The organism is Lampropedia aestuarii, from assembly GCF_004803635.1.
Lineage (GTDB): Bacteria > Pseudomonadota > Gammaproteobacteria > Burkholderiales > Burkholderiaceae_C > Lampropedia > Lampropedia aestuarii.
On the sequence record NZ_SSWX01000008.1, the window covers coordinates 1 to 18,610 of the forward strand.

Annotated in this window: 16 protein-coding genes; 11 read left to right on the top strand and 5 right to left on the bottom strand. The window is 57.9% G+C overall.

The annotated features are described in order from the left end of the window. Positions 1-569 precede the first annotated feature (569 nt). A complete protein-coding gene (locus tag E8K88_RS07425; RefSeq protein WP_136406031.1) occupies positions 570-1,292 on the bottom strand; it encodes a MarC family protein in 723 nt (240 codons plus the stop codon). 103 nt (positions 1,293-1,395) lie between these two features. Continuing rightward, entirely contained in the window at positions 1,396-2,331 is a 936-nt protein-coding gene (argC, locus tag E8K88_RS07430) for an N-acetyl-gamma-glutamyl-phosphate reductase (protein WP_136406032.1), read from the bottom strand. A 340-nt stretch (positions 2,332-2,671) separates the two neighbouring features. Between argC and sucC the strand changes: the two genes are divergently transcribed. The 5 genes from sucC to E8K88_RS07455 all read left to right on the top strand — a co-directional run bounded on the left by sucC (position 2,672) and on the right by E8K88_RS07455 (position 11,248). Next, positions 2,672-3,835 (top strand): ADP-forming succinate--CoA ligase subunit beta, encoded by a 1,164-nt coding sequence (gene sucC / locus E8K88_RS07435; protein WP_136406033.1) that lies wholly within the window; start codon positions 2,672-2,674, stop codon positions 3,833-3,835. 9 nt (positions 3,836-3,844) lie between these two features. After that, entirely contained in the window at positions 3,845-4,738 is an 894-nt protein-coding gene (gene sucD, locus E8K88_RS07440) for a succinate--CoA ligase subunit alpha (protein WP_136406034.1), read from the top strand. Between the two features lie 503 nt (positions 4,739-5,241). Beyond that, on the top strand, positions 5,242-8,334 hold the full coding sequence (uvrA, locus tag E8K88_RS07445; RefSeq protein ID WP_136406035.1) for an excinuclease ABC subunit UvrA: 3,093 nt from the start codon (positions 5,242-5,244) through the stop codon (positions 8,332-8,334). Between the two features lie 192 nt (positions 8,335-8,526). Further along, the gene (purB, locus tag E8K88_RS07450; protein ID WP_136406036.1) at positions 8,527-9,906 is read left to right on the top strand and encodes an adenylosuccinate lyase; all 1,380 of its coding nucleotides are present in this window, start codon (positions 8,527-8,529) and stop codon (positions 9,904-9,906) included. Between the two features lie 355 nt (positions 9,907-10,261). Next, positions 10,262-11,248 carry a TerC family protein gene (locus E8K88_RS07455; RefSeq protein ID WP_136406037.1) on the top strand — a complete coding sequence of 329 codons (987 nt, stop codon included), beginning with the start codon at positions 10,262-10,264 and terminating at the stop codon, positions 11,246-11,248. Between the two features lie 125 nt (positions 11,249-11,373). Here E8K88_RS07455 and E8K88_RS07460 read toward each other — a convergent pair whose 3' ends face one another. Continuing rightward, positions 11,374-12,300 carry an MBL fold metallo-hydrolase gene (locus tag E8K88_RS07460; RefSeq protein WP_420813564.1) on the bottom strand — a complete coding sequence of 309 codons (927 nt, stop codon included), beginning with the start codon at positions 12,298-12,300 and terminating at the stop codon, positions 11,374-11,376. A 106-nt stretch (positions 12,301-12,406) separates the two neighbouring features. On the opposite strand from E8K88_RS07460, the gene E8K88_RS07465 reads away from it, so the two are divergent. From E8K88_RS07465 to E8K88_RS07485, 5 genes are all read left to right on the top strand, one after another. Beyond that, positions 12,407-12,772: an ArsR/SmtB family transcription factor gene (locus E8K88_RS07465; RefSeq protein ID WP_136406039.1), complete on the top strand. Its 366-nt coding sequence runs from the start codon at positions 12,407-12,409 to the stop codon at positions 12,770-12,772. Beyond that, a complete protein-coding gene (locus E8K88_RS07470; RefSeq protein WP_136406040.1) occupies positions 12,769-13,236 on the top strand; it encodes a YeeE/YedE family protein in 468 nt (155 codons plus the stop codon). The genes E8K88_RS07465 and E8K88_RS07470 overlap by 4 nt, the downstream gene beginning before the upstream one ends. Continuing rightward, positions 13,233-13,661: a DUF6691 family protein gene (locus E8K88_RS07475; RefSeq protein WP_136406041.1), complete on the top strand. Its 429-nt coding sequence runs from the start codon at positions 13,233-13,235 to the stop codon at positions 13,659-13,661. Before E8K88_RS07470 ends, E8K88_RS07475 begins: the two co-directional genes overlap by 4 nt. A gap of 60 nt (positions 13,662-13,721) precedes the next feature. Then, entirely contained in the window at positions 13,722-14,327 is a 606-nt protein-coding gene (locus E8K88_RS07480) for a DUF599 family protein (protein ID WP_136406042.1), read from the top strand. A gap of 424 nt (positions 14,328-14,751) precedes the next feature. Next, a complete protein-coding gene (locus E8K88_RS07485) occupies positions 14,752-15,126 on the top strand; it encodes a hypothetical protein (protein WP_136406043.1) in 375 nt (124 codons plus the stop codon). A gap of 80 nt (positions 15,127-15,206) precedes the next feature. Here E8K88_RS07485 and E8K88_RS07490 read toward each other — a convergent pair whose 3' ends face one another. Both E8K88_RS07490 and mdtD read right to left on the bottom strand, forming a co-directional pair. Further along, on the bottom strand, positions 15,207-15,962 hold the full coding sequence (locus tag E8K88_RS07490; RefSeq protein WP_136406044.1) for an SDR family oxidoreductase: 756 nt from the start codon (positions 15,960-15,962) through the stop codon (positions 15,207-15,209). Between the two features lie 307 nt (positions 15,963-16,269). Beyond that, positions 16,270-17,715: a multidrug transporter subunit MdtD gene (mdtD, locus tag E8K88_RS07495; protein ID WP_136406045.1), complete on the bottom strand. Its 1,446-nt coding sequence runs from the start codon at positions 17,713-17,715 to the stop codon at positions 16,270-16,272. Positions 17,716-17,841: 126 nt separating this feature from the next. On the opposite strand from mdtD, the gene E8K88_RS07500 reads away from it, so the two are divergent. Then, positions 17,842-18,552, top strand: coding sequence for a class I SAM-dependent methyltransferase (locus E8K88_RS07500; RefSeq protein ID WP_136406046.1), 711 nt, complete (start codon positions 17,842-17,844; stop codon positions 18,550-18,552). Positions 18,553-18,610: the final 58 nt, after the last annotated feature.

The following is an 18,610-nucleotide window of genomic DNA, read 5'->3' on the forward strand; positions in this document are numbered from 1 at the left end:
TAAAATAGGGGGAAAAATGGCCTCAGTTGTACTGCAGTCGCATCAGTTAAACAATTGTTCCTTAGTTCTACACACAAACCCTTATACGGCGTACAGCAAGGCGCAAGCATATGGCCTGGCCTCCATCCACGCTGCGAACGCCACTGCCATATTCGACCATCTTAAGCCACTGACACGTTATGAAGGGGCAAGGCGCCGCCCCGCAAGTGTGGTCCAGCCCACAGGGCTGCCCGCATGGCGGCTATCGATCGAATGGTCTATGTTGTTCCTGATCAGCGGCTCTTTCGCGGCTCTTGCAAGCAACAGGCATCCGCCTGCGAGAAGGGTTGCCAAGAGCCACATGCGCGCTCCGTCACTGAGATGCCAAGGGCATGGCGACTTCCCAAGCGGCACTGGGAAGAGGTGTGGCAGCGTATTGAATGATTGAATACCTGCAAGGCCTGCAGACAGTGGGCTTAGAGCCTGTTCAAAATCTCGGCGCAGTCGCGCAAGGCACAAAAAAGAGGCAGCGCAGTCATGCGCTTTTTTTGGGCTCCAACGCGGTCTGTAAAAAGATCGTAAGCACGTTCTTATAACGGCTGCGCAGGCACAGGCACTTTGGCAATGCCGTTGTGGATGGCGTCGGACAGCAAATTGCCCGCACCATCCCAGAAAATCTGGATGCCCAAGCACAGCAAAATAAAGGCCGAGAGACGCAAGAACACGACCGTGCCGTTATCGCCGAGCAAACGCAGCAAATATTCGGCATAGCGATAGCTCAGAAACACGATCATCGCAATGATGGCCAAGCCCACTACCGCTCCCGCAGTGCGCACCACAGACATGGTGATCGTGGGGGAGGCCAAACTCACCCCCACGGTGATGGCCGCAGAAATCGTACCTGGCCCGCAAGAGATCGGAAACGACAGCGGAAAAAAAGCTTGTGAGCGCACCATTTCGGGCGTGTAGCTCTCGGCGATTTTTGCCGCTCTGGGTGACTCGCCGCCATTGCTGGTCAGCATGCGCCAGCCAATATTGACCACAATCAAACCGCCTGCTGCGCGCACGATATCAAGGGAGATGCCAAATACATCCAGCACAATCGAGCCCAACAGGGTCGCGCCCACCATCAACAAAAACACATTGCGGGCGATGCGCTTGGCCAATTCCTGGCGGGTTTTCTCAGACGCACCTTCTGTCAGCGACAGGAAAATTGGCGCCGTGCTGGTCGGATTGGCGATTGGCAAAAGCGCTGCCAATGCCAGCAATGCGCTGGTGCCAAATGCCGCAAAATAGGTGGAGAGATCATCCATGATCGGCTCAATGCTGTTTTTAATATGTGGCTACAGCTTAACCCACAAGCGAGCTGTATTTCAAATGGCCAATGCAGCCATAAAGGCTGACGGCCATGCAAGCTTAGGCAATCTGCAGCATCAGCTTGAGGTTTTGCACTGCAGCACCACTGGCGCCTTTGCCCAGATTGTCCAAACGGGCAATCACCACCGCTTGGCGCTGGGCGTCATTGCTGTAGACACGGATTTCAAGATTGTTCGTGTCGTTGAGCGCCTGAGGCTCTAGCTTGCCACTGTCATCGGGCGTCACCACGCGCACATACTGCTCTGGCGTATTGGTTTTTGCATAGTGTGCCGCCAGCGCCTGGTGCAGGTCTTGCGCCGTGACCTTGCCAGGCAAGGCATCAAGATGCAGTGGCAACTGCACCAGCATGCCTTGGCGGAAATTGCCCACCGAAGGCACAAACAATGGCCGCGCCTTCAAACCGGTACAAGCCAGAATTTCTGGAATATGTTTGTGCGCCAGGCCCAAGGCATACAGCTCAAAGGCTGGGGCTTGGCCTGATTCGTAGGCTTCAATCATGCTGCGGCCACCACCAGAGTAGCCGCTGACAGCTGGCAAACTCACCGCAAAGTCAGCAGGCACAAGGCCAGCATCGACCAACGGGCGCAGCATGGCAATCGCGCCGGTCGCGTAGCAACCAGGGTTGGCCACGCGCGAGGCTGTTTGGATGCGCTCAATCTGGCCCTCGGCCAGCTCTGGAAAACCATACACCCAACCCGGCGCAATGCGGTGGGCTGTTGAAGCATCGACGACACGAATGACCTTGCCGGTTGCTTGCTCAATCGTCTCCACCATCGCCACGGTTTCACGCGCGGCATCGTCATGCAAGCACAAAACCACCAGATCTACGCCAGCAATCAAGGCTTTCTTCGCTGCAGGATCTTTGCGCAACTCAGGCGCAATGCTCACCACCTCAACTGCACTGAGATTGGCCAGTCGCTCGCGAATTTGCAAACCGGTTGTACCTGCTTCACCATCAATAAAGACTTTTGCCATGGGATTATCTGTAGTGGTTTTCCCTAGATTTCTAGGGACATTCGATCAATTCTAACGGGGACGCCTTGGGAAAACCCGCAACCAGCGCCGCTCTCACCAGCAATGCTGCGTTCTGCAACGAATTGTGCATTGCACACCAAGCAAAGGGAACGTTACAATGCGCCCGCTTAGCTTCGTCATCTAGGGGTGCATCGCATGGCGATGCGCAAGCTAGGCATGATACATGAGCTGCTTCCGATCAGGGCTAATGCGCCTGCACTCGGATTGCGCCCATAATCACCGCTGCAAGTTTGCTCTGCAGCTCTTTTTTTCAATCCATCCCCTCCCAAAGAGATCCCTCATGAAGATTCACGAGTACCAAGGCAAGGAAATCTTGCGTAAGTTTGGGGTGCCTGTGCCCCGTGGAATCCCTGCATTCACCGTGCAAGAAGCCGTTGAAGCAGCACAGAAGCTGGGCGGCCCTGTATGGGTGGTCAAGGCACAAATTCACGCTGGTGGTCGCGGTAAAGGCGGCGGCGTTAAAGTGGCCAAAACAATCGACGACGTCAAAGCACTGTCCGAGCAAATCCTGGGCATGCAGTTGGTCACACACCAAACTGGCCCTGAAGGCCAAAAAGTGCGCCGCCTCTACATCGAAGAAGGCGCGGACATTCAAAAAGAATACTACCTGTCTGTCGTCACCGACCGTGCAACGCAAAAAGTCGCGTTCATCGCTTCCAGCGAAGGCGGTATGGACATCGAGGAAGTGGCCCACAGCACTCCTGAGAAAATCATCACTGTGTTTGTTGACCCGCTGGTCGGCTTGACAGACGCACAAGGCAAAGAACTGGCCCAAGGCATCCAATTGCCAGCCGAGTCTGAAGCCCAATTCATCGACATCGCCAAAAAGCTGTACCAGTGCTACATGGACACCGACGCTGCGTTGGTGGAAATCAACCCACTGAACCGCGACAGCAAAGGCAATCTGATTGCTCTGGACGCCAAGTTCAACTTCGACGCCAACGCGCTGTTCCGCCTGCCAGAAATCGTGGCTTTGCGTGACCTGGACGAAGAAGATGCAGCCGAAGTAGAAGCTTCCAAGTTCGACCTGGCTTACATCAGCCTGGACGGCAACATTGGTTGCTTGGTGAACGGCGCCGGTTTGGCCATGGCCACCATGGACACCATCAAGCTGTTTGGCGGCGAGCCAGCCAACTTCCTGGACGTGGGCGGCGGTGCGACTCCTGAGAAAGTCACCGAAGCTTTCAAAATCATGTTGCAAAACCCCAAAGTGGAGGCCATCCTGGTCAACATCTTCGGTGGCATCATGAAGTGCGACACCATCGCCACTGGCGTGATCACTGCCAGCCGCGCAGTGGATCTGAAAGTGCCACTGGTTGTGCGCATGAAAGGCACCAACGAAGAGCTGGGCAAACAAATGCTCAAAGACTCTGGCCTGCCAATCATCAGTGCCGACACCATGGCCGAAGCCGCTGAAAAAGTGGTGGCTGCCGTCAAGAAGTAAGGAATTGCCATGTCCATCTATATCAATAAAGACACCCGAGTCATCACCCAAGGGATTACTGGCAAAACTGGCCAGTTCCACACTGAAAAGTGCATTGAGTACGCGAACGGCAAAAACTGCTTCGTCGCTGGCGTGAACCCGAAAAAAGCCGGCGAAAAGATTTTCGACGTGCCAATTTTCGCGACAGTGAAAGACGCTGCTGCCGAAACTGGCGCCACTGTGTCCGTGATCTACGTGCCACCAGCAGGTGCAGCAGCCGCCATTTGGGAAGCTGTGGAAGCCGACCTGGATCTGGCCATCTGTATCACTGAAGGCATCCCAGTGCGCGACATGCTGGAAGTGCGCAATCGCATGCGTGCCAAGGAAGCTGCTGGCGGCAAGAAAACCTTGCTGTTGGGCCCTAACTGCCCAGGTTTGATCACGCCTGACGAGATCAAAATCGGCATCATGCCTGGCCACATCCACAAAAAAGGCCGCGTTGGCGTGGTGTCCCGCTCCGGTACACTGACATACGAAGCCGTGGCGCAATTGACTGAACTGGGCATTGGCCAGTCGTCTGCCGTCGGTATCGGTGGTGACCCGATCAACGGTTTGAAGCACATCGACGTGATGAAGGCTTTCAACGACGATCCAGAAACCGACGCCGTGATCATGATCGGTGAAATCGGCGGTCCAGACGAGGCAGAAGCTGCGCGCTGGTGCAAAGAGCACATGAAAAAACCAGTCGTTGGCTTTATCGCTGGCGTGACTGCTCCTCCAGGCAAACGCATGGGCCACGCAGGTGCCTTGATCTCCGGTGGCGAAGACACCGCAGATGCCAAATTGGCCGTGATGGAAGAGTCTGGCTTTATCGTGACACGCAACCCGTCCGAAATGGGCCGTTTGCTCAAAGGTCTGCTGTAAGCACAGGCTGTTTGGCAATCTACTGCCTAGCAGCTTGATGCGCCAAACCCCAAAAACCGCTCTTTTGAGCGGTTTTTTTACGACTGCACCAGTCAACCACGGCGGCAATGGATTGCTGTGCGGCAACGGCTTGCGCATGAAAGGCACACATCCGAGCCGCTAAAGAAAGGGGCTGAGCAAGGCGCCTGCTGCAGCCCATGCGTCTTGATGGACAAAACAGACAACGCCGCCATGCACTTTTTTATGCCTTGCGCGGCAGCTTGCGTGTGCACCAGCACAACCGCCAAGCAACACCATGGTGCTCTCCCAGGACACCCGCCGCACACGCAATGCCATAGCCGCAGCAAAGCCTTACCCCCACAAAGCGTTCCAAAAGGGTATGATTTCCGGTTGCTTTTTCTTGGCCTGTGCGCAATGCGCCGTATTTTCTTGGGCTGGATTGGGCACTACACCATGACTTCACTGAGGACTGCGCGGCACCGCGCAGGCCTTGGCCACTCCCAATGACTGACGATTCCAAAGCCACTGCAGCAACCTCCCCGATCTCCTCCAGCACCCCCGCTGATGGCGACAGCGCGGGCGCTTACCTGCCACCACGCCAAGGCAGTGGCGTCATCAGCATTCGCGGCGCACGCACGCACAACCTCAAAAACATCGACCTGGACTTGCCACGCCACCAACTGGTGGTCATTACCGGCATGTCCGGCTCAGGCAAATCCTCACTGGCGTTTGACACCTTGTATGCCGAAGGCCAGCGGCGCTATGTGGAGAGCCTGTCGGCTTATGCGCGCCAATTTTTGGGACGCCTGGACAAACCCGATGTGGATTTGATCGAAGGCCTGTCACCCGCCATCAGCATCGAGCAAAAAGCCACCAGCCACAACCCACGCTCCACCGTGGGCACGGTGACCGAAATCAATGACTACCTGCGCCTGCTGTACGCGCGCGCTGGCACGCCCCACTGCCCCGAACACAAAGTGCCACTGTCCTCGCAAACCGTCAGCCAAATGGTGGATGCGGTGCTGGCCTTGCCAGAGGACACCAAGCTGATGATCCTCGCGCCCGTGGCGCGCGGCAAGAAAGGCGAATTCCACGACTTGTTTGAAGCCATGCAAGCGCGTGGCTATATGCGTTTTCGCATTGATGGGCGCATCGTCACCGAGGACGAATTGCCCGAGCTGAAAAAAAATGAACGCCACGACATCGATGTCGTCGTCGACCGCCTCAAAGTGCGCCAAGACATGCGCCAGCGCCTGGCCGAAAGTTTTGAGGCAGCCCTCGCCATCGGCGGGGCCAACGCCAGCGGCCGTGTGATTGCGCTGGAGATGGACACCGACATCGAGCACGGCTACAGCGCCAAGTTTGCCTGCCCGCACTGCGACTACACGCTGCCCGAATTGGAGCCGCGCCTGTTCTCATTCAACGCGCCCATGGGCGCCTGCCCGGCCTGCGATGGCCTGGGCCAGCAAGAGGTGTTTGACCCAGCCCGCATCGTCGCCTTTCCTACGCTCAGCTTAGGCTCTGGCGCGATCAAAGGCTGGGACAGGCGCAATAGCTACTACTTCAGCCAATTCCAAAGCCTGGCGGCCTACTACGACTTCAATGCCGAAGACACGCCGTTTGAAGAGCTGCCAGAGCGCATTCGACAGATCGTCTTGTACGGCTCGGGCGACGAAGAAATTGCCTTCACCTATGTGACCGAAAGCGGCCCCAACAAAGGCAAACCGGTTGTGCGCACGCACCCGTTTGAGGGCGTGGTGCCCAATATCGAGCGGCGCTACCGCGAAACCGACTCCAACGTCGTGCGCGACGAGTTGGCCAAATACCGCGCGACGCAAATCTGCCCCGTCTGCGAAGGTGCACGCCTGCGCCGCGAAGCGCTGAACGTGATGATTGGCGAGGGCGCGCAAGCGCGTCCGATTCACCACGTCAGCCATGACACCCTGGGCGATGCCCAGCACTGGTTTGAAACCCTGCAACTGCAAGGCGCCAAAGCCGATATTGCCGCCAAGGTCGTGCGCGAGATTGCCACGCGCCTGCGCTTTCTCAACGACGTCGGCCTGAACTACCTGAGCCTGGACCGCAGCGCCGACACGCTCTCGGGCGGCGAGGCCCAGCGCATTCGCCTGGCCAGCCAGATTGGCTCGGGCCTGACGGGCGTGATGTATGTGCTGGACGAGCCCAGCATTGGCCTGCACCAGCGCGACAACGACCGCCTGATTGCCACCTTGCAGCACCTGCGCAATATTGGCAACAGCGTGATTGTGGTCGAACACGACGAAGACATGATGCGCGCGGCCGATCAAATCATCGACATGGGCCCCGGCGCGGGGGTGCACGGTGGCCAGGTGGTCGCGCAAGGCGACTACGCAGCCATTTGCAACCACGCTGACTCGCTGACCGGCAAATACCTCAGTGGCCGTTTGGCGATTGCGGTGCCCAAGCGCCGCACGCCGTGGCTGCCCCTGCACAACAGTGCCAGCAAGGCAGAGGCCCATGCGGCCAGCAGCACAGGCTTTCCTAGCGCCTCAGAGCGCAAAAGTGCGACCGCCCAAGCCAGCCCCCCATTGGCTGGGTCTGCTGCCAAAGACAATCTGCAAAAACTCAGCATCATTGGCGCGCGGGGCAATAATTTGCGCCATGTCAACATCGACATCCCGGTCGGTCTGCTGACCTGCGTGACCGGCGTGTCCGGCTCGGGCAAAAGCACCCTGGTCAACGACACCTTGTACGCCGCCGTCGCGCAGCGCCTGTACCGCTCGCACACCGAGCCCGAAGCGCATGACGAGATCGAAGGCATCGACCAGTTCGACAAAGTCATCAACGTCGACCAGGCACCGATTGGCCGCACGCCGCGCAGCAACCCGGCCACCTATACCGGACTGATGACACCGATTCGTGAGCTGCTGGCCGAAGTCAACACCGCCAAAGAGCGCGGCTACGGCCCTGGGCGCTTTTCCTTCAACGTTGCCGGTGGCCGCTGCGAAGCCTGCCAGGGCGATGGCGTGATGAAGGTGGAGATGCACTTCTTGCCCGACGTTTATGTGCCCTGCGATGTCTGCCACGGCCGCCGCTACAACCGCGAAACGCTGGAGGTGCTGTGGAAAGGCAAGAATATCTCCGACATTCTGGGCATGACGGTGGAAGATGCCCTGGCCTTTTTCAAAGACGTGCCAGGCATTGCGCGCAAGCTGCAAACCTTGATGGATGTGGGCCTGTCTTACATCCGCCTGGGTCAGAGCGCGACCACGCTGTCTGGCGGTGAGGCGCAGCGCGTCAAACTCGCGCTGGAGCTGTCCAAACGCGACACCGGCCGCACGCTGTACATCCTCGATGAGCCCACCACCGGCCTGCACTTTGCCGATATTGCCCTGCTGATCCAGGTGCTGCAACAGCTGCGCGATGCGGGCAACACCATCGTCATCATTGAGCACAACCTCGACGTCATCAAAACCGCTGACTGGGTGATTGACATGGGGCCAGAAGGCGGCAAAGGTGGCGGACAAGTGGTCGCAATGGGCACGCCTGAAGACGTGGCTGCCAACCCGGCCAGCCACACCGGCCATTACCTGAAAAGCTATTTGACAGCGCGCTAAGCACCTGTTTGCGATCTTTTTGCGGGTCGCGCAAGGCACAAAAAACAACGCAGAAATGCGCTTTTTTGTGCCTTTCCTTTGGGCTTGCACGCGGTCTGCGTCGAGACTTTGAGCAGGCTCTTAATGCCTGCGGCCCAGCAATCGGCAAGCAAGCAATTGGTTAGCTGGCGTGTTCGATCTACAATCACGCCCATGAACCTCTCTGCCCTTACCGCCCTCTCGCCCCTTGATGGGCGCTACGAAAAAAAACTTACCGCTCTGCGCCCTATCGCCAGTGAATACGGCTACATGCACCGCCGTGTGCAAGTGGAAATCACCTGGTTTATCGCACTGTCGCAAGCCGGCTTTACCGAGTTTCCAGCGCTGTCGAGCGACGACCAAGGCTACTTGCTGGATCTGGTGAACCAGTTCTCCGAAGCGGACGCCCAGTCGATCAAAGACATTGAGAAAGTCACCAACCACGACGTCAAAGCTGTCGAATACTGGATCAAGGACAAACTCAAAGGCCGCGCAGCCTTGGAAGCCGCCTCTGAATTTGTGCACTTTGCCTGCACCAGCGAAGACATCAACAACACCAGCCATGCGCTGCAATTGCAAGCCGCACGTGAGCAAGTGGTGCTGCCTGGCCTGAAACAAGTGATTGCGCGCCTGCGCGAGCTGGCCCATGCGCACGCTGAAGTCTCGATGCTCAGCCGCACCCACGGCCAAACTGCCAGCCCAACCACCGTCGGCAAAGAACTGGCCAACGTGGTGGCCCGCCTGCAGCACGCCGTGCGCAATATTGAAGCCGTGCCAATGCGCGCCAAAATGAACGGTGCCGTGGGCAACTACAACGCCCACCTGTCGGCCTGGCCTGAGTTTGACTGGGAGGCGTTTAGCCGCCAAGTGATTGAGACACCAGCCCCCAAAGGTCTGGGCCTGACGTTCCAGCCTTACAGCATCCAGATCGAGCCGCACGACTACATGGCCGAATTGTTCGATGCCGTGGCCCGTGCCAACACCATTCTGATCGACATTAGCCGTGACATCTGGGGCTACATCAGCCTGGGCTTTTTCAAACAAAAACTCAAAGACGGTGAAATCGGCTCCTCCACCATGCCGCACAAGGTCAACCCGATTGACTTTGAAAACGCCGAAGGCAACCTGGGTATCGCCAACGCCTTGCTGCGCCACCTGTCAGAAAAGCTGCCAATCAGCCGCTGGCAACGTGACTTGACCGACAGCACCGTACTGCGCAACCTGGGCGTGGCCTTGGGTTACTCGGCGCTGGCCTACAACTCGCTGATGGTGGGTTTGAACAAGCTCGAACTCAATGCCGAGACCATTGCAGACGACCTCGACAATGCCTGGGAAGTGCTGGCCGAGCCCATCCAAACCGTGATGCGTCGCTATGGTGTGTCGGGCGCTTACGAAGCGCTCAAAGCCGTCACACGTGGCAAAACTGTCACTGCTGCAGATTTGCACGGCCTGATTGAGAGCCTGGACATCCCCGCCGAAGCCAAAACTCAGCTGTTGGCCCTGACGCCTGCAAGCTACATTGGCAAAGCCGTCGAATTGGCCAAGCGCATTTAAGCCCAGTCCATTGCCAAGCCGCATGGGCCTAGGCTGCATGCGGCTTTTTGCCGCCTGATCGGGCACCCAAAGTGCCCCAATCGCGCAGCATGCACTGAACTTTTATCTTGTCCTGACTAGCGGGACAAGCGCAGTTGTGGTCTAATTGCGGCTTCGAAAAAATTCGAAGGGGAGTATCCCGAAACCATGCATTGGCGCGCAGCCAGTGTTTTTGGTGATATCCAGTCCGTCAATACGGGGGCATGACAAGGCCCTCCGGGCTGGGTGCCGATGGCTTGGAGCTGGTTTGCACCAGTGGCCGCATTGGGGGAGAGACTTTCGAGCTGTTGTAACCGCGCACCCTTAAAGGTATTGCATGGAACTCGCTCTCCCCTGGAAGTTTGAGGTCGCCTCATTCGTAGTGCTGACCCTCATCTTGATCGCAGATTTGCTGCTGGTCGTCAAACGCCCCCATATCCCGTCAATGCGTGAATCGTCCCTCTGGGTCGGGTTCTACGTCAGTTTGGCCTTGATTTTTGCCGCCTTGATGTGGCAGTTTGCTGGCAAAGAATATGCCGGTCAGTTTGTTGCTGGTTGGCTCACCGAATACTCGCTGTCCATCGACAACCTGTTTGTCTTTGTGCTGTTGATGGCGCAATTCAGAGTCCCGCGTCAGTACCAGCAGCAAGTGCTGATGGTCGGGATTATCTTGGCGCTGGTGCTGCGCGGTATTTTCATTGTGCTGGGCGCCGCGCTGATTCAGAACTTCAGCTGGGTCTTCTACATCTTCGGTGCGTTCCTGGTCTACACCGCCTACCACCAGGCCTTCCCTGGCAATGACGACGAAGAAGAAGACCTGGAGCCGGGCGTGGTGCGCTGGGCCCGCAAGCACATCAATATTGCGCCAGACTACGATGGTGCCAAAGTGCGCACGATGATCGATGGCCGCAAGGTCTGGACCCCCATGCTGATGGTGTTCATCGCCATTGGCTTTACCGACCTGATCTTCGCGATTGACTCGATTCCTGCCATCTTTGGTATCACCCAAAGCCCATTCATCGTATTCACAGCCAACATCTTTGCGTTGATGGGTCTGCGCCAGCTGTACTTCCTGCTCGGTGGCTTGCTTGACCGCCTCAAGTACCTGCAATACGGTATTGCGTTTATCCTGGCCTTTATCGGCGTGAAACTGGTCTTGCATGCAATGAGCACCAATGAGCTGCCGTTCATCAATGGCGGCGAGCCACTGGCCTGGGTGCCGCACATCTCGACCTGGGTTTCCTTAGGGGTGATTGTGGCCTCGATGGTCATTGCCACTGTCGCCAGTTTGGCGATCAAGGATAAGCCTGAAAGCGCGGCATAAGACCGCGGTCATAACGCATGTAAGGCCACGCTCTGGCCACCACATGCTGGCTGGCTGGCTGGCGCTAGATGGTGAGCCAGCCAGCGCCAGCTATCAAACAGCGTTCAACCAGCAGTATGCGCGCTTCAACACAGCGCTTGCTTGGTCTGCCAGACCCCATCAGGGGCTTGGCCGCTGTCCTCAAGAAACGCATTGACTGGCACCTCCAGATACGTACGGCCATCTGACTGTGCAGGCGGCAAGCGCCCTGCTCTCACATTCACCTGCACCGCTGGCAAGATCAAGGTCGGCATCGCCAAGCTGGCATCGCGCTGATTGCGCATCTCAACAAACTGCGCTTGTGTGATGCCATCGCGCACATGGATATTCTGCGCCCGCTGCTCGGCCACCGTGCACATGGACGCAGGCGCTCGATGCGCAGGCGGATAGTCATGGCAGACGTGGATGCGCGTCTGTAAAGGCAAGCGCAAGATGCGTCCAATCGAGCTAAAAAGTGCCACGGCATCCCCACCTGGAAAATCAGCACGGGCGGTACCCACATCTGGCATGAACAAGGTATCGCCAACAAAAATATCATCGCCTACCATAAAGGCCATGTCCGCTGGCGTGTGGCCAGGCACAGACAGCGCCGTCACAGACAAACGGCCTAACTGCAGCACCTGCCCATCTTCGAGCAAACAATCGAACTGGCTGCCATCGGGCAAAAAATCACGCTCGAAGCGAAACACCGTGCGAAAAATCTTCTGCACCTGGCAGATTGCAGCACTGATGGCGATACGACCGCCCGCATGGTGGCGTATGTGTTGCGCGCCAGACAAATGGTCAGCGTGTGCATGGGTCTCCAAAATCCACTGCACTTGCCAATGGTGCTTGCGGATATGGTCCAGCACACGGTCACTGCTGGCACTGGTCAGGCTGCCTGACTTGGGATCAAAGTCCAACACCGGATCAATGACCGCGGCCTGGCCTGTCTCTGTATCAGCGAGCACATAGCTGAATGTGCCGGTGGCCTCATCAAAAAAAGACTGGATATGGGGTGAAGTCATGGCCATGGGAACTCCTATAAGGGCAAAGCACTGTCGCACGACAAGTAGTATACTTTTTTATATAATATAAAAATATATTTCATCATACAACCCTCATACGGAGAATGGCGACATGCCCAATCCAACCCTTTCAGAGCCTCTTGCTCCAGTCAGCGACGCGCCAGACTTCAGCAGCATGCGCGAGCACGCCGGTGCGGCCGCTGCCATGCTCAGGCTGCTTGGCAATGAAGACCGTTTGATGCTGTTATGCCAAATGGCCGAGCAAGCGCGCACCGTTGCCCAATTAGAGCAATTGACTGGCATCCGCCAGCCATCCCTGTCGCAGCAGTTGGGCGTACTGCGCCGTGAAGGACTGGTATCGACCCAGCGTGAAGGCAAATTCATTTGGTACCAATTGGCAGATGCACGTGCCTGGGAATTGATGCAAGTGGTGCATCAACTGTTTTGCGGCGCGGCTGCAGGGAGTAAACAGCCATGAACATTCAATGGGCCGCATTCACACCCGGAGCCGCCTTGGCAGGCGGTCTTTTAATTGGCCTGGCCGCCTCAGCGATGGTGCTTTTTCTCGGGCGCATAGCCGGCATCAGCGGCATCGTCGGTGCTTTATTGCAACGTGCCAGCTGGCGCAACCGCAGCCAATGGGGCTGGCGACTGGCGTTTACAGTGGGCCTATTGTCGGCACCCCTGCTGTGGCAACTTTTTGCCGCATTACCGGCCATACAGCTGCAAGCGGCACCAGCTACCATCGTGCTGGCGGGCTTGTTGGTTGGATTTGGGTCCCGTTTGGGCTCTGGATGCACCAGCGGCCATGGCGTATGTGGGATCGCACGCCTGTCCATGCGCTCTGTCGTCGCCACGCTGGTCTTCATGGCCACAGCTGCATTGACTGTGTTTCTGGTGCGCCACGCCCTGCCCTTGATCGCCCCTGGAGTGTCCTCATGATCACCTTGATTGCCTATATTGCCGGCTTGCTATTTGGCCTGGGTCTGCTTATATCTGGTTTGGGAAACCCTGAAAAAGTCCTGAATTTTCTGGATTTCTTCGGCCAATGGGATCCGTCGTTGCTGCTTGTGATGGTCGCAGCGATTGGCAGCAGCTCGCTGGCCTTTGCATGGGCCAAGCGCCGCAGCAGCTCCTTGCTCAAAGAGCCGATGCACTGGCCCGCCTCAAACGCCATAGACCGCAAGCTGCTCAGCGGCGCCGCACTATTTGGCGTAGGCTGGGGTTTGACGGGATTGTGCCCTGGGCCTGCCCTGATGAACTTGGCCACTTTGCAAATCGAGGTGTACTGGTTTGTCGCTGCCATGGTGCTGGGCATGCTGCTTGCGCATCGCTATACCCAGCAGCGAACCCAGGCAAACAGATAAACAACCGCTGGCCGTTATGCCAATAACCAATAACCAGTAACCAGAAAAGCCTGTGACTGTATGGACCATCAACTATGGCCTGTAGGCCTGACTTTAAGCTTGGCGCTGGTCTACTTTGCCAAGCAGTGGTTTTGGCCTGCGCCAGCCACACGCCAGCATGAACAACTGCGCCTGGACTGGCTACTGTCCTTGTCTGCCACACCTGGAACCGAAGTGCTGGGCGTGCAGACCATTCGCAACTCGCTGATGTCCTGCACCATGACGGCAACGGCCACCACGCTGGCCTTCATGGGGAGCGTGAGCCTGCTCTACAACAGCTGGCAACCCCCAGCGGCGGCATTGCACACGCCCACGCTGCTCTCACTCTTGGCCATTTTGGTGTTGCTGGGCTTGTCGTTTATTTTTTCGATCCTGTCTGCGCGCCAATGGCACCACGCAGGCTTTGTGGCTGGCATGCCCGTTGGCAGCGCCCAACGCCAGCATTGGCTACCTGTAGGACACACCTGCCTGCGCAAAGCAGGCCACTACTACGCGCTGTCCGTACGCTTGCTGATGTGGTGCGTGCCACTGGTCGTGGTGGGGCTGTTTGCTTGGATCGGCCTGATCGCTGCCCTGGTGCTACTGGTCCTATTGTGCTTGGGCCTGGACCGCTTTCACCAGCTGTAACTGCGTCACCGCACGCCAGCGACAACCTGCGCCCCACCGCCACTAAGCCGCCTCCTGTGCATACGCGCTGGGCAGATGGCCCCTCCTGCTGGCCCTACGCGCAACTGCCCACTCTTGTATCCAACGGCCCGGTTTGCCCAAGTAGAGGCAGCATCCTCCAGATGCCACACGTACGCCATGTGCGCCGTCCGCTCACGAACAAATACGCGGTTTTTTTGCAATTTGCTACCAAGCCTGTACGTCAACCCAAAGCCCCAGACCGCGTTTGGATAATAGTGAACCAATTGTAAAAAATAAACAGGACACGCTTTACATCGCGACATACACGCTTACGCAGCAGACACCTTGGCTTTGCTTAAGCGCATCACTATCGAGTTGATTCATCAGTGAAACAAATCGATTGCAGCAACTACCGGAGATTCTCATGCCCATACGACACACTGCGCTTTCATCCCTTCCGTCAGGCAAAGCCCTGTTGCTTTGCGCGATGGGCCTGGTCGCATGGTGCCTGTCTGGCACCGCCCAGGCAGGCGATATTCAATGGTCGGTGGGAGTCAATTCCGGCGGCTATTACGCACCGCAGCCGGGCGTGCAAGTGCAAATCGGCAATGGCCGCCACTACCAGCCTGCCCCACAGGTGATTGTCGTGCCGCCAGCAGCCCCAGTCTATGTGGCACCAGCGCCTGTTTATGTGACCCCGGCACCAGTCTATAAGCCTGGCCGCGGCAATTACCACCGTCCGCACCCACGCCATGGCCACCGTGGTCATGACAGAGACAGACACCACCACCGCCACTAAGTCATTACCAGCGGCTGGCCGCCACACACAGCGCAAAAAAGCGGCCTATCAAGGCCACTTTGTACAAGCCACTATGGCTATCAGCCACGTCCCACAAACGGCATCTTGGTCGCCATCACCGTGTGGAACAAAACATTGGCCTCCAGTGGCAAGCTGGCCATGTACAGCACCGACTGGGCCACCGTATTGACATCCATCATGGCTTCAACTGCAATCTCGCCATTGGCTTGCGGCACGCCTGTGGACATGCGCGCAGCCAGCTCTGTGTAAGCATTGCCAACATCAATCTGACCCACGGCAATATCGTAGGCGCGGCCATCGAGGCTGGCGCTTTTGGTCAAACCGGACACCGCGTGCTTGGTGGCGGTGTAAGCCATCGAATTGGGGCGTGGCGCATACGCTGAGATCGAGCCGTTATTGATGATGCGACCACCGCGTGGACTTTGGCTGCGCATGGCCTTGAAAGCGTGCTGAATGCAATAGAACATGCCATTGAGGTTCACACCCACAACGTCCTGCCACTGCTCAGCGGTCCAATCCACAAAATCACCCGGCGGGTTGCTGCGCCCGGCGTTGTTAAACAACAAGTCCACGCGGCCCCATTGCGCCACGACGGTATCAAACAATTGCGCCACTTCGGCTGGGTTGGTCACATCCGTGGCGACCGGCAACACCCCGTGCGCCGCGCCTTGGGCTTCTTGCGCCACTTGCTGCAGTGCATCGGCACGCCGACCGGCAATGGCCACGCGATAACCGGCCTGGGCCAAAGTCAGCGCCACCGCCTTGCCAATACCGGAGCCTCCACCGGTCACAATCGCCACAGGAGCTTGCGTCATACGATTCCTTTTCTATTCTTTGCGGGATGGTCAAAAAAGCATTATCTGTGCATTCCTGCGCCTGTGCTGGCTGGCAATGGGAATAGACAGCAAGCAGGGGACACACCTGCGCTTGCACAATCACTGCATGTCAAACCTGCATGGCGATAAGCCCTGTTGTTGAATACATTCAGCCTTTTGGCATACCAGTACCCCAAGATCGAAACGGGCGAGGCGAGCTGGCGTGCGCGGCGTAATTTGGATGCCTGCAGCCACCCAATACCGTCTTCAAAGTGCCTTGTAGCCAAGTGCCAGCTGCACCAGCTAATCAATGGTCATGCTCACCAGGCCCGATGGCCTTTTTCGCCAGCGCATCGCCGGGTTCGCCCGGAGCATGGTCGTCTTCCAACTGCCAAAACACCCAGGCCGACAGCACGGTCACTATGCCGATGCAGACAAACGCGCCGCGAAACGCATTGGCACTGCCGGTGATCTCGGTGACCCCCAGCCATTGCTGGAAGCTGGCAATCAAGGCGGCAGCAACGGCCACGCCCATGCCCATCGAGAGCATTTGCACCATGGACAGCATGCTGTTGCCGCTGCTGGCTTGGTGCGACTCCAGGTCCTTGAGCGTTACGGTGTTCATGCAGGTGAACTGCAGCGAATTCACGGCGCCAAACAAGGCCATTTGCACAATCCGCAGCCACAAAGGCTGCTCGGGCGTCATCAATGCAAAGCCCATGATCAGCATGCCCAACACCACCGTGTTGACACTCAGCACATAGCGGTAGCCATAGCGGTGAATCAAGCGCGTGGCCAGCGGCTTGATGGTGATACTGGCCAAGGCCATTGGCAGCATCAGCATACCTGCCTGCGCGGGGCTGTAACCCATACTCAGCTGCATCAGCAGCGGAATCATATAAGGCATGGCACCAGAGCCAATGCGGGCGAACAAATTGCCCAAAATTCCGACCCTGAAACTGGGCACGCTGAACAAATGGGGCGAGAACAAGGGCTGGCTGACCTTGTTGGCGTGCAGCCAGTACGCCGTTAATCCAGCCAGTCCGGCCAGCAGCAGCACCAGCACGGTGACGTGCTGAAAGCCCAAGCCCCCCAGGCCGTCAAGTGACAGCGACATGCAGACCATCGCCACCGTCAGCATCAAATAGCCCGAGCCATCAAGCGGGCCGACCTTTGCATCGCGCAAATCGGGCATTAAGCGCTTGGCCGCAAAAGCACCAACCAAACCAATGGGTACATTGATCAGGAAAATCCAATGCCAGCTGACTGCTTCGACTAGGATCCCGCCCAGGGTCGGGCCAATCAACTGCCCCATCAAGCCTGGCACAGCGACAAAGCTCATCGCTTCCAAAAATTTGTCTTTGGGAAAGCTGCGCAGCACTGCCAGACGCCCGACCGGCAGCAGCAAAGCCCCACCCAAGCCCTGCAACACCCTTGCGGCAATCAGCATGTTCAAGGTGGGCGCCAGCGCACAAGCCAGTGAACCCAAGGCGAACAAGACCGCTGCCGTCATGAAAATACGCCGCGTGCCAAAACGGTCAGCCAGCCAACCCGAGGCCGGAATCACCACCGCCATCGTCAACGCATACGCCACCACCGCCGTCTGCATGCGCAGTGGACTTTCATTCAGACTGTGTGCAATCGCCGGCAAAGCCGTGTTGACGATGGTGCCGTCCAGCGACTGCATGAAAAAACCGATGGCCACCAGCCACAGCAAAGTACGCTCGGGAGCAGTGAAATGTGTTTTGGCCATGGCTCGGACGTGGTGAAATCAGGGTGCTAGCTATTGTGCCAGCTCGATCACGCCTTGTGCTTTGCCCTTTATTCCTGCCAGCGCCGTCCTCTTCCGTCTTGGGCACCAGGCCCGCCAGACCATGCCATGAACCACCTTACCCACCCCCACTCGCCACCCAACCCGGCATTGCAGCCGCTGCAACACGCGCTGTCACAGCAGCTGCATGACGCCCGCCTGGTGCTGACGCACTTACCCAACTCGCCGATCCAGTTGTGGTTGCTGGATGCCGCACCCTTGCGGCGTGCATTCACCGACGCAGAAGTGCAGCGCATCCAGAATGAGCCGCTGTACTGGTGTTTTTGCTGGGCCAGCGGCCAGGTGATGGCGCAGTGGCTGCTGGAGCATCCCGACCGCGTGCGCGGCAAAACCCTGCTGGACTTTGGCGCGGGCTCAGGCGTCGTGGCAATTGCCGCGGCGTTGGCTGGGGCGGCCCGAGTGATCGCCTGCGACATCGACCCGCTAGCGCGTCAGGCCTGCGTGGCCAATGCGGCGGCCAACGGCGTGACGCTGGAGATTTGCGACAACTTTGACACGGCCCCCAAGGCTGACTGGATTGTCGCCGCCGATGTGCTGTACGACCGCGCCAACCTGTGCTGGCTGGACCGCTTTGCGCAGGCCGCAGACGAGGTCATGGTGGCCGACTCGCGCGTGCGCGACTTCCAGCACCCGCATTACCAGCGCCTTGGGCAAGCACCGGCCACGACCTGGCCCGATCTGGAAGAGTCAGCTGAATTTCGGCATGTCTCGCTCTACTACGGCCACGCCATTAGAATAGCGGCCACCGATTCACACTGATTCGCCCCTGATTCTAGGCATTTCGCCGCGCCCAAGCCCTGCATGACTGGCTTGGCTG

Excerpts from the sequence above, each read along its gene's own strand:
- E8K88_RS07425 (WP_136406031.1), bottom strand. The coding sequence starts at position 1,292 with ATGGATGATCTCTCCACCTATTTTGCGGCATTTGGCACCAGCGCATTG.
- argC (WP_136406032.1), bottom strand. The coding sequence starts at position 2,331 with ATGGCAAAAGTCTTTATTGATGGTGAAGCAGGTACAACCGGTTTGCAA.
- sucC (WP_136406033.1), top strand. The coding sequence starts at position 2,672 with ATGAAGATTCACGAGTACCAAGGCAAGGAAATCTTGCGTAAGTTTGGG.
- sucD (WP_136406034.1), top strand. The coding sequence starts at position 3,845 with ATGTCCATCTATATCAATAAAGACACCCGAGTCATCACCCAAGGGATT.
- uvrA (WP_136406035.1), top strand. The coding sequence starts at position 5,242 with ATGACTGACGATTCCAAAGCCACTGCAGCAACCTCCCCGATCTCCTCC.
- purB (WP_136406036.1), top strand. The coding sequence starts at position 8,527 with ATGAACCTCTCTGCCCTTACCGCCCTCTCGCCCCTTGATGGGCGCTAC.
- E8K88_RS07455 (WP_136406037.1), top strand. The coding sequence starts at position 10,262 with ATGGAACTCGCTCTCCCCTGGAAGTTTGAGGTCGCCTCATTCGTAGTG.
- E8K88_RS07460 (WP_420813564.1), bottom strand. The coding sequence starts at position 12,300 with ATGGCCATGACTTCACCCCATATCCAGTCTTTTTTTGATGAGGCCACC.
- E8K88_RS07465 (WP_136406039.1), top strand. The coding sequence starts at position 12,407 with ATGCCCAATCCAACCCTTTCAGAGCCTCTTGCTCCAGTCAGCGACGCG.
- E8K88_RS07470 (WP_136406040.1), top strand. The coding sequence starts at position 12,769 with ATGAACATTCAATGGGCCGCATTCACACCCGGAGCCGCCTTGGCAGGC.
- E8K88_RS07475 (WP_136406041.1), top strand. The coding sequence starts at position 13,233 with ATGATCACCTTGATTGCCTATATTGCCGGCTTGCTATTTGGCCTGGGT.
- E8K88_RS07480 (WP_136406042.1), top strand. The coding sequence starts at position 13,722 with ATGGACCATCAACTATGGCCTGTAGGCCTGACTTTAAGCTTGGCGCTG.
- E8K88_RS07485 (WP_136406043.1), top strand. The coding sequence starts at position 14,752 with ATGCCCATACGACACACTGCGCTTTCATCCCTTCCGTCAGGCAAAGCC.
- E8K88_RS07490 (WP_136406044.1), bottom strand. The coding sequence starts at position 15,962 with ATGACGCAAGCTCCTGTGGCGATTGTGACCGGTGGAGGCTCCGGTATT.
- mdtD (WP_136406045.1), bottom strand. The coding sequence starts at position 17,715 with ATGGCCAAAACACATTTCACTGCTCCCGAGCGTACTTTGCTGTGGCTG.
- E8K88_RS07500 (WP_136406046.1), top strand. The coding sequence starts at position 17,842 with ATGAACCACCTTACCCACCCCCACTCGCCACCCAACCCGGCATTGCAG.